Origin of the sequence: uncultured Thermus sp. (genome assembly GCF_938010445.1) — a bacterium.
Lineage (GTDB): Bacteria > Deinococcota > Deinococci > Deinococcales > Thermaceae > Thermus > Thermus altitudinis.
This window is the reverse complement of the sequence record NZ_CALLUR010000013.1, coordinates 1-7,454: the sequence shown is the minus strand read 5'-3', so window position 1 is coordinate 7,454 and position 7,454 is coordinate 1. Positions and strand designations below refer to the sequence as shown.

General features: G+C 63.9%; 9 protein-coding genes and 1 pseudogene. All 10 read right to left on the bottom strand.

Annotated elements, in window-relative coordinates; genetic code table 11:
* On the bottom strand, positions 1–623 hold a 623-nt coding region (locus tag Q0693_RS00770), incomplete at its 3' end, for a heme exporter protein CcmB (RefSeq protein ID WP_298628331.1).
* A 53-nt stretch (positions 624–676) separates the two neighbouring features.
* Complete coding sequence (locus tag Q0693_RS00765; RefSeq protein ID WP_298628328.1) at positions 677–1,246, bottom strand: ATP-binding cassette domain-containing protein; 570 nt, start codon at positions 1,244–1,246, stop codon at positions 677–679.
* 39 nt (positions 1,247–1,285) lie between these two features.
* A complete protein-coding gene (ccdA, locus tag Q0693_RS00760; protein WP_298628325.1) occupies positions 1,286–1,954 on the bottom strand; it encodes a cytochrome c biogenesis protein CcdA in 669 nt (222 codons plus the stop codon).
* Positions 1,955–1,963: 9 nt separating this feature from the next.
* Positions 1,964–2,512, bottom strand: a complete 549-nt coding sequence (locus Q0693_RS00755) for a cytochrome c (RefSeq protein ID WP_243030269.1) — start codon at positions 2,510–2,512, stop codon at positions 1,964–1,966.
* Positions 2,505–3,788 carry a sulfite dehydrogenase gene (gene soxC / locus Q0693_RS00750; protein WP_298628320.1) on the bottom strand — a complete coding sequence of 428 codons (1,284 nt, stop codon included), beginning with the start codon at positions 3,786–3,788 and terminating at the stop codon, positions 2,505–2,507. The genes Q0693_RS00755 and soxC overlap by 8 nt, the downstream gene beginning before the upstream one ends.
* Positions 3,789–3,853: 65 nt before the next feature.
* Positions 3,854–5,143, bottom strand: coding sequence for an FAD-dependent oxidoreductase (locus tag Q0693_RS00745; protein ID WP_298628317.1), 1,290 nt, complete (start codon positions 5,141–5,143; stop codon positions 3,854–3,856).
* A 9-nt stretch (positions 5,144–5,152) separates the two neighbouring features.
* A complete protein-coding gene (locus Q0693_RS00740) occupies positions 5,153–6,004 on the bottom strand; it encodes a translation initiation factor 2 (RefSeq protein ID WP_298628314.1) in 852 nt (283 codons plus the stop codon).
* A complete protein-coding gene (locus Q0693_RS00735) occupies positions 6,001–6,435 on the bottom strand; it encodes a rhodanese-like domain-containing protein (protein WP_298628311.1) in 435 nt (144 codons plus the stop codon). The genes Q0693_RS00740 and Q0693_RS00735 overlap by 4 nt, the downstream gene beginning before the upstream one ends.
* Before the next feature lie 2 nt (positions 6,436–6,437).
* Positions 6,438–7,241, bottom strand: a complete 804-nt coding sequence (gene soxA / locus Q0693_RS00730; RefSeq protein WP_298628308.1) for a sulfur oxidation c-type cytochrome SoxA — start codon at positions 7,239–7,241, stop codon at positions 6,438–6,440.
* A 3-nt stretch (positions 7,242–7,244) separates the two neighbouring features.
* A pseudogene (locus Q0693_RS00725) lies at positions 7,245–7,454 on the bottom strand (sulfur oxidation c-type cytochrome SoxX); the annotation flags it as partial.

Sequence of the window (7,454 nt, the reverse complement as noted above, 5' to 3'; positions counted from 1 at the left end):
AGGTAGACCACATCAAAGACCAAAAGGAGCTGCCACCACGGGGCCACCTCCCCTAGGGGCAATCCCTCCACCAGGCCCAGGGTGGCCCGCACCGAAGCCAGAACCACGGGCACCACCAAGGAGAAAAGCAGGAGGGGAAGGAGAACCTCCCGCCCCCTAAGCCGGGAAAGGAGGCCAGCGTAGAAGGTGGCCACGCTGGCGTAGCCCAAAACCCCAAGGCCCAGGGTCAGAAAGAGGGGGAGGAGGCGCTCTAGGGGCAGATAAAAAAGGCCTGCCGCCATGAAGAGGGACAAAAGGGCCAGGGGAAGCAAAAGGAGCATCTGGAAAAGCAGCTTACCGAAGTAGATCCACTCCTTGCCCCCAGGGGCCAGGAGAAGGTCATCCAGGGTGTTTTCCTCCACCTCGAGGGCAAAGGCCCGGGTGGAAAGGAGGGTGCTCCCAAAGGCCAAGGCCACCCAAAGCACCCCAGGGGCCGCCCGGCGCAAAGGGCCCTCTTCAGGCCCCAAGGCCAGGGCCATGATGAACAGCATCACCGCAAAGAAGGCCAAAACGGAAAGGAGCCCCGAGCGGTCCCGGACCTCGAGGCGCAGGTCCCGTAAGGCCAAAAGGAAAACCCGCTTCACCCCTCCTACCCTACCGCCGCCAGCAACCTGCGGCCATCCCTTGGCGGGAACCCTCATGCCGCCCCCAGTTCCAGGGCCCGGTCCGCCACCTCCTCCGCCAGGTGGCGGTCGTGGGTGGCCAAAACGATCCCCGCCCCCTTGCGGGCCTCGGCCAAGGTGGCCAGCAAAAGCCCCCTTCCCTCCCGGTCCAAGGCGGTTTCCGGCTCGTCCAAAAGCCAGATGTCGGGCTGAAGCAGGGTAAGCCGGGCCAAGGCCAGCCGCTTCCTCATGCCGCTGGAGAAGGCCAGAAGGGGTAGGTCCTCGGGTAAACCAAAACGGACCAAGGCGCCTTCCCAATCCCCCCTTTTCCCGTGAAAGGCCAGGTCGTAGAGGAGGTGTTCCCGGGCGGTGAGGCGGCGGTGGAAGGCGGGGGGGTTAGCCAGGAAAAGGGCTTGGCCCAGCCGCTCCACCTTCCCCCGGGTGGGCTTTAAGAGCCCCGCCATGAGGCGCAAAAGGGTGGTCTTCCCCGAGCCGTTCGGCCCCAAAAGGGCCACCACCTCGCCCCTTTGCAGGGTGAAGGAAAGGTCCCGCACCACCCAGTCCCGACCAAAGCGTTTGGAGATGGCCTGAAGGCGAAGCAACATGCCTCCATCTTAGGAGAGAAGGCTCCTCCAACACCCGCCCTAGAGGTACTTCTGCAACCATTCCGGGGTGATCCGGAGGAAGAAGGTGTTCAAGGCGGAATAGGTGCCCGTGAGGAGCAAGAGCCCCACCAAGAGGAGCACCACCCCCGCAAAGAGCTCCACATAGTGGGAAAGCCGCCCAGCCTTCCTCAGCCAACCCTTGATGCGCTCAGCGAAAAGGGCCACCAGCAAAAAGGGCACCGCCAGGCCCAGGATGTAGGCCAAAAGAAGCCCCACCCCGCCCCCCACCGCCGTGAGGGTGAGGATGGCCCCCAGGATGGGCCCGATGCAAGGGGTCCAGCCCAAGGCCAAGGTAGCCCCCAGGAGCAAGGCCCCCAAGGGGCGGGCCGTTTCCCCCTCGTAGCGGAGGCTTACCCCCCAGCGGGGCCTCAGCCCCAGCATGTAAAGGCCAAAGAGGATGAGAACTACACCCCCTACCCGGGCCAGGGTTTGGCGGTGCTCAAAAAGGAGCCCACCCAGAAGGGTAAAAGGCAGGCCCAGGAGGAAGAACACCCCGCCGAAACCCAGCACGAAGAAGAGGGCGTTGAAAAGGGGGCGCCCCCTTTCCCCCCCCAGGTAGACCAGGTAGGTGGGCACCAGGGGCAAGACGCAGGGGGAGAGAAAGGAAAGCACCCCCGCAAAAAAGGCCGCCGCCAAGGATACGCTCATGCCTCCATCCTAGGGCAAGGTGAGCCAGGGGAAACGGCGCTTGGTCTCCGGGTCCAACTCTAGAAGCTCCCGGGCGGGCATCTTTACCTGGGGAAGGGTCTTTTGGTTGATGGGCTCGTGGGCGTCAATGATACCGTTCATGTAGAGGAGGAAGGCCACCAGGTGGTAGACCTCTTCGTTCGTTAAGGTACCCGCGGCCCCAAAGGGCATGGCCCGGCGGATGTAGTCGTAAAGGGTGGTGGCGTACTGCCAGTAGTTGCCGATGGCGAACTCCGCGGGCTCGGTATCCTTGGTTATGGGGAAGGGTTCGGCCACCAAGCGGTTAAAGGGATACCCCTCCCCCCTGGCCCCGTGGCAGGAGGCGCACTTTTCCGCGTAGATGCGCTCCCCTTCCTCCACCTTTCCCTCTCCCGGGGGAAGTCCCCGGCCATCGGGGAGGACCGCGGGCCTAAGGTCGTACTGGGCCACCAACTCCTCGGAAATGGGGGTGCCCAGGTTGTACCGGGCCCCCACGGCCAGACCCAAAAGGGCCAAAAGAACCAGGACGCGCTTAACCATCAAACACCTCCCCGCCGCAGCCCCCCATGGGCCCAAAGGCCTGCTGGCCCAGGGGCCTATCCCCGTTTACCACCCGGCCGTCGGGCAGGATCCGCCAGGCCTGGATGGCGTTGTAGTGGTAGCGGTTGTTCCGGCCCCACTTCTTGAAGAACTCCTCCCGGGTGGGTTGGGTGTTCCCCTTCTCATCCCAAGCCCGGCTCCAAAGCACCACCTCCTTGCCGTCCCAGTGCCAGGGCATCTTGAAGCGCACGAAGGCGTAGCGCTCCACCGGGGGTTCCAAGGTGGCCTGCCGCCAGGTCTTGCCCTCGTCAAAGGAGATCTCCACCTTGGTGATGCGCCCATACCCGCTCCAGGCCAGGCCGCGGATCTCGTGGAAGCCCGGCTTGATCTGCTGGAGGCCTGAAGGGTAGGTGATGATGGACTCGGGGTCCATGATCCAGGTGAAGGCCCAGACCTTGCCGTCCGCCATCACGTCGGTGTACTCGCTGGTCTCGTCCTTGGCCATGGCCGGCAGGTCGGTGACCAGGATGCGCCTGAGCCACTTCACCTGGATGCTCCCCTCCCAGCCCGGCACCACCAGGCGCACGGGGTAGCCCTGCTCGGGGCGCAGGGCCTCGCCATTTTGGGCATAGGCCACCAGCACATCCTCCATGGCCTTCTCCAAGGGCAGGGATCGGGTGTAAGCAGCGGCATCCATGCCTTCGGGAATGAGCCACTTGGCCTCCGGCTTCACCCCCGCTTCCTTGAGAAGCAAGGCCAAGGGCACCCCCGTCCAGCTGGCATTGGAGGCCAGGCCCCGGCTCCGGGTGGCCGTAAGCTGGGGGTCTGGGGGGTTGCGGTAGCCGTTTTGTCCGTTGCCGGCGCACTCTATGAAGTAGGTGCGGGTCACGGAAGGGAAACGCTTCAGATCTTCCAGGGTAAAGACCAAGGGCCTCTCCACCATGCCGTGGATCACCAGGCGGTACTTGGCGGGGTCCACCTGGGGCACACCCCCGTGGTGCCGCTCAAAGTGCAGGCCGTTAGGGGTGATGACCCCTTCCAGCTTCTCCAGGGGAGCAAAGTCCGCCCCCGAGTGCCGGGTGCGCAGGTTGGGGGAGATATAGCGCACCACCCCCTCCTCAAAAGGGCTCCTCTGGCCGTACTCGGAAAGGGGAGCCCCCAAGGTCTTCATGGGGGCGAAGGTGTCCTCGTCCCAAGGCGGCGTTTGCGCCTTAGCCTTTAGAAGCCCAAATAGGCCTCCTGCACCTAAGAGCCTAAAGAACTTCCTTCGGTCCATATACCCTCCTATCGTATCTCTTTCGGGCAAGGAAAACCCCGCCCCTATGCGGGGCGGGGCAACCTTTAGGCGGGGCCGAACATGTCGTTCCAGATACCCGTGGCCCAGCCGATGGCGGCGGTGCCGTTGGCGGCGGAGCGCTGGTTGTCCACGGAGCCTTGGGACTTAAACTGCTTGGCCGCCTCGTCCCAAGAGTAGTTGGCCGCCACCCAGATGGCCTCCTCACTGTTGACGAAGGAATAGCAGATGTTGTTGGGAAGCTCGGGGGGTATCTCCGCCAAGGGCTTGCCCTTAAGCCTTTCCACCAGGTGCCGGGCCACAATGGTGCCGGAAACATAGGCCACCATGCCGCTTTTGGGGTAGGGGGTGTTGCCGGTGATATCCCCCACCAGGTAGATGCGGTCGTCCTTCTCCGAGAGGAAGTAGGGGGCGCGCACGTTGGCCCAACGCTCCCCCAGACCCGCCACCCGCACCAGCTCCCCGGCCTTCATGGGGGGGATGAGGTTGGCCAGGGTGAAGGGCACGTCCCCAAGCTCTGTTTTGACCACCTTCTTCTCGTAATCCACACCGGTGACCTTGGTGTTGGGCACGTACTCCAGGTAGTCCTTGTAGAGATCGTTGTAGGCGGCCAGGAAGCCCGGGGCCTTAGAGATGGGCTGGGGGTTGGCATCCAAAACGGTGATTTTACCCTTAACCCCCTTGGTCTTAAGCCGCCAGGCCAGCATGGCCGCCCGCTCGTAGGGCCCCGGGGGGCAGCGGTAAGGGGGGTTGGGAATGTACATGACCAGCTCCCCACCCGTCTCGTCAAACTGGTCCAGCATCCGCCTTAAGGCGATGTGCTCAAAGGGCTTGAAGCCCACGGGCATGAGGTGCTTGGCCTCGGCGTAGCCGGGGATGGCCTCGTACATGTAGTCAATCCCCGGGGCCAGAACCAGGAAATCGTAGGCCAAGTACCCCCCAGCGGTGCGCACCAGGCGGCGGTCCCGGTTGATGTCCAAGACCCTTTCCTGAACGAAGATCACCCCGTCCTTGACCACGTTGGTGTAGTCAAAGACCAGCCACTCTAAGGGCTTAGCCCCGGCCAGGAAGAGGTTGGACATGGGGCAGGACATGAAGACGGGCCTCTGCTCCACCAGGACCACCTCCACGTCCACCCCCGACTGGACCAGCTTCCGGGCCGCCGTGGTGCCGCCCCAGCCGCCCCCGATCACCACCACCCGCGGCTTGCGGGTCCGGGGGAGAAGGGTGGGGGGGCGGCTATAGAACTCCTGGGCGAAGGCCGAGCCCGAAAGGGCCCCTGCCGCGGCCAAGGCCGCACCCGTCTTCAAAACCTGACGCCGATTCACCTTGCTCATACTCCCTCCCTATTGACCAGGGCGGTAAGGGGTTCCGCCCGTGGCTTCCAGGATCTCCGTCATCACCTGGCGGGCCTCCTGGAGCATGGGCACCGCGGGGGTACCCATGACCCCCGGCATGATGGTCATGAGCATGGGCTCAATAGCCCCCACCAGGACATCCTGGCCCATCTGCATGGCAAAGAAGCGGCAAGGGGCGGCAAAGCCCCCGGCGGGCTGGGTGAGGAACATGATCCGGGCCCACTCGCTCTTGCAGGGCATGATCACCGTCACCGGGCCCACCTTCACGTTGGGAAGCAGGTTAAGGCCCTGGGAGGTAAGCTCGGTCTCCACCATGAGCACCACGTCCTCCACCTTGGCCCCCGGCACCCGGTACATGAGGGCGGGCATCATGCCGCTACTGGGATCCGGCATCATGGCGGGAGGCAGGCGCTTCACGATGCCAAGCCGGCCGAGGGCCGCCTCGAGGCGCCAGGTGAGGCGTTCCACCTCACCCCCATACGCCTGCAGCATGGAAAAGAGGAGGCGCCCATCAAAGGTGCCTACCATGAACTTATTCCCCTGGCCCGTGATGAAAACGGTAGGGGGCAACACGATGGCCGCCATGGGATTTTTGGAAACCGCCTCCACGCTCCCCTTATCCGGCTTTAGGACCACCAAGCGGTACTCGGGAAAACCCGGGCCCGTCACCTGGCGCACCTGCTCCCCCAGGTTCAGGACCCGGTCGGGTTCCAGGCCCACCCCTTTCAGGGCCGCCAGGGTCTTGGCCTCCACCTCTTCCAGGGAGCCCCTAACCTCCACCACCAACGACTGGGCGAAACCCAAACCCAAAAGGGCCACCAGAGCCAAAAGCTTCCTCATTGCGAACCTCCCTCCACTTCTAGACCCGCATCCAGCCAGCCTTTGAAGCCGTGAGCTATGTTCTTGGCGTTTTTATAGCCCAGGGCCTGCAAGTAGGCGGCCACCACCGCGGAAACGCTTCCCGAGTTGCAATAGACCAGGATCAGGGCTTCCCTATCCTTGGGAAGCTCCCCTAGCCGATCCGGCACCTGACCGGCATAGATGTGCACCGAGCCGGGAATATAACCCTTCTTCCGCTCCTCCTCCGTGCGCACGTCCAGGATAAAGGGATCAAAGAGGAGGAGGTCCTTGGCCTCCGTGGGGTAGACCAGGTAGCTGGCGGGGGGTACCCGCTTTATAAAGTCCCCAAAGGCCTGTACCCAGCCCTCCCCTCCCTGGGCCCGGGCCCAGGGGAGGAGGGGAAGAAGGGCCAAAACCTCCCGGCGGCGCATGGCTAGCGGGTGAAGAAGGGCAGCTCCTCAAAGGAGCGCCCGGCCTTGGTGGCCTCGGCCAGCATGTACATGGTTAGGGCGATGTGTACGTCGGAGTAGGAGTCCGGCTTGGGAATGGCGATGGACACGTAGCAGAAGTCAATGCGGTCCTGCATGGTGTAGAGCTTGTCCTCCTCAAAGCGGTAGGCGGGCCACTCGTTGCCCAGGCCCTGCTTGGGGCTCCTCACCGGGGAAAGGCGTACCCGCTGGCCGGCATACTGGTCGTGGCAGACGGCGCAGCTCATATCCCGGGCTCCGGCGCGGGTGTACCACAGCTCCCGCCCCAGGTTGTACATGGCCAGCTCCGCCGGGTGCTTGGGCACCACCTGGAGCTTGGCCTTGGAGGAGAAGGAGGCGATGTAGGTGGTGATGGCCTTCACCTCATCCCGCTTGATCTCGCTGGGCTTAAACCCCTGTACGGTCTGCATGCAGGTGTAGACCCGGGTCTCCAGGTCCTCCACCCGCTTGGTGTCGGGGAAGTACTTGGGGAGGATGGCGTAAACGCCCTCCAACACCCCCTTTCCCTTGCCGAAATCGCACTCTTCGAGGGTCTTGCCGCTAGGACCCTTGCGGAAGAAGAGCTCCTTGCCCTCCTCCACAAAAAGCTCTCCCGGGAGCACCCCAAAGGTTTCCAGGTACATCTGCCGTTGGCGCATGGCCTCTTCAAAGGGATCCAGGGGCTTCTGCTGCTGCGTGTAGGCCCCCAAGCCCGCCCAGGTACCCAAGGCCACTACGCCCAGAAGGATCCACCGCCTCTTACGTCCCATGGTTCACCTCCGGTTGATGGGGGATTCGGGGTCCAGTAGGAAGGCCACCAGGTCGGCGGTTTCCTCCGGGGTGAAAAGGCCGTGCACCCCGCCCCGGTACATGAGGGAGCAGGGAACAAAGGCCCAGGCGTTGTAGATCTTCTCGTAGGTGTAGCGCACCACCGGCTCGGCGGTCCCCCGCTGGCCATAGGCGGTGAGGCTTGGGCCCATGGT